The organism is Anabaena sp. UHCC 0253, from assembly GCF_009712085.1.
Classification (GTDB): domain Bacteria; phylum Cyanobacteriota; class Cyanobacteriia; order Cyanobacteriales; family Nostocaceae; genus Dolichospermum.
The window spans coordinates 244,220-246,852 of sequence record NZ_VILD01000002.1 but is presented as its reverse complement, the minus strand read 5'-3'; the positions used below and the strand labels follow the sequence as shown (position 1 = coordinate 246,852).

General features: G+C 37.4%; 2 protein-coding genes. Both read right to left on the bottom strand.

Features of this window, described 5'->3' with window-relative positions:
• Window positions 1-92: 92 nt before the first annotated feature.
• The gene (locus tag FJR38_RS05210; protein ID WP_168535802.1) at window positions 93-1,556 is read right to left on the bottom strand and encodes a TM0106 family RecB-like putative nuclease; all 1,464 of its coding nucleotides are present in this window, start codon (window positions 1,554-1,556) and stop codon (window positions 93-95) included.
• Between the two features lie 140 nt (window positions 1,557-1,696).
• A complete protein-coding gene (locus FJR38_RS05205; protein WP_168535800.1) occupies window positions 1,697-2,572 on the bottom strand; it encodes an Npun_R2479 family HD domain-containing metalloprotein in 876 nt (291 codons plus the stop codon).
• Window positions 2,573-2,633: the final 61 nt, after the last annotated feature.

Sequence of the window (2,633 nt, the reverse complement as noted above, 5' to 3'; positions counted from 1 at the left end):
ATACTAAAAATGATAATTAGAGAAAGTTTTCGGGGTTTGGGGAGACGGAACATAGATTAACTGTAGTAAGATTTTTTATAAATGCGATCGCCTTACTCGCTGTAGTCATCGCCTGATTTTCTTTGAAAAAAGCTGACTAACCAATCTTTGACTGTACGGGTGGCGCGACAGTCGTCTTCGTTATATTCTTGAATGATTGCTAATAAGTGGCGATCGCCTGTTTCTAACCACTGATCATACCAGTAAATACATTTAGCCCCATTGGCTTCTTGCTCACGCCATGTAAATCCTAACCAACGAGCTATGACTTTTAAGGCATAACTGTCTATTGGTAAAGCTACACTTTGAATTAGTTGTTCATATATGTCAATAAACCGATTTAGTACAGGACGAATTTGGGCATGAGGTGTACGATACAGTTTAGCCAGACGTTGAACGGTATCTAATTCATAAGCACAAAAATGATAAATTGGTGCTTGGGGATATTGATTAACTAAGTTGAGAAATTGCTGCCAAATTAATTTTTCTTCTTCTGGTGTTTCTGCCAAAAAGGAATAAAATTCTTCTGTATTAGCTGTTCGATCCACAACTAAAACACCTAAAAGATAATCTAAATTTAAATCTGGCTGGGCTTCAATATCAAAATAAAGTTCTATCGGCGCTGTCAAGGTAAGATACTCTAAAGATAGAGGATCTGGAAGAATTAAGGGTTGTTTAGTAAATACAGATTGGGCTTGAACAACTAACTTAGCAGCTACATTACTATCAAACCCTGTCAGATTTTCTAAAGTGCTGGGATGAGTATCAGCAAGTGATTCTAAAGTGGTGATAGATAGATTTTGCAATTGGGTATAGCGAATAGGTGTTACACCTGGTAATAGAGAAAGATGTTGCTGAGATTGAGCGATCGCATAACAATAATTATACCAAGGACAAAGATTACACTTTTGCCGAGAAATAAATATTTCTGGCGCTTCTAACGACTCAATCACTTGAGTATATTCCGCTAAAATATTCAGCATCTGTGGTGTCCATTTATCTAAATCCACCACATAGGTTTTATCTTTATCTCGCAATATTAATCCCGCTTTATCCAAAATCACACCCTGAACCGTCGCCAAAACTTGGGCATGAAAAGCAATAACTACTTGATATTCTTGTTTAGGACGTTTACCCAGTTCAATATTGACTGGAACATAATTCCAATTGCCAAAACAAGATTCTCCGGGTTGTTTAACAAGCAAATCCGGGCGACTCAGCAAAGTATACTTATCACCATAAGTAGTTAATAGCACACCCCGATGAATATAACTTACTCCCTGCTCCATCAGTTTGACAGTTGCTGCTGCTCCTGCTTGCCAATTTCCAGCAGGATAATCAGGTTCGTAGTAACTTAACTTAGTCACTATCCGCTGATGATGAGCTTTTTTATCCTGTTGTACCTTCAGCACTAACTCATTGGGAATCTCTCGTTGACGATAATCACCGTGAACATCTAAAAAAGGTCGCCGTTGACAGCGTTGAAATTGCAGTAAAAGTTGAGCATTAATTAACATCCTTTTAAACTAACAAGAATTTAGAGGATCTGGAAGTGACTACTACAGCAAAATAAATTGTATTTTTGATCACAAAATAAAAAACAGCAAAGCTAAAAAAATCAGCTTTGCTAAAACCAACAAGACCTTGTGAACAAAAATTAAGAATTGAATTGTTCAGCAAAATATTGTAGGTCTAATTGTGGTTTTTCATGTTCGATCACAAACACATTGGCATAAAGATTGGCCATAACTTGTTTCCCTTGCTGTGTCAAGGATAGATAACGCAAGCCATCTGTAATATAAGGATAAACACTATTCCAATAAAACTTGGCATAGTTCTTTCGTAAATCCCCAGGATTTTTATACCCTAAAACTTTAGTTACCCCTGTTTCTTCAAACTCATAGAATAAACTGGTGATTTTTTTTAAATAACGTGGATCACTCAATTGACCAATTAAATCAGCAGCACGAACTAGACCGGCAAAATTTTGGGAATCATGATGATCATCTACCGTTGGCACAGGAAATCTAGTTAATTCAATATTACTCTTAATGACTTCTGCATCAATTAGCGGATGTCCACCAAAACGTTCATCAATAAACTGTTTTGCTCTATCAACATGATAAGGAGTGAGACTGGCATCAGAAGCACCAAAGGGAAGAGAAATCATCCCACCATCCTGACCAGTCGCATATAAGCCTTCTGTTTCTTGATCTTGGCGACAAACTCCCTTCACATAACCAATATCATGGCAAAGCAGAGAAATAATGCAATGCAGCCAATCTTCGCAGGAAACACCACCTTCACGAATATGTTTACCCCGCAAAATTTCTTGTCCTACAAGAGTAACCAGGACAGAATGTTCGACATTATGGTATAAAGCATCACTATTAGCGATGTTTTCCAACGCCATGTGACCAGCCCAGGCAATAATGTCTTGATAATTAGTGTTTAACCCACCATAGGTGCGCCTGTAACCCTCTCGAACTTGATTAACGAAAGCATCAATTATAATTTCAGTGGTATTGAACATACGGGGTTCTCAAACTATATGTTTAATATATTCAGGTTTTTTGCTGACACTGTAGAAAAAC

Bases quoted from the DNA above. Each gene is read 5' to 3' on its own strand.
- FJR38_RS05210 (WP_168535802.1), bottom strand. From the start codon at position 1,556: ATGTTAATTAATGCTCAACTTTTACTGCAATTTCAACGCTGTCAACGG.
- FJR38_RS05205 (WP_168535800.1), bottom strand. From the start codon at position 2,572: ATGTTCAATACCACTGAAATTATAATTGATGCTTTCGTTAATCAAGTT.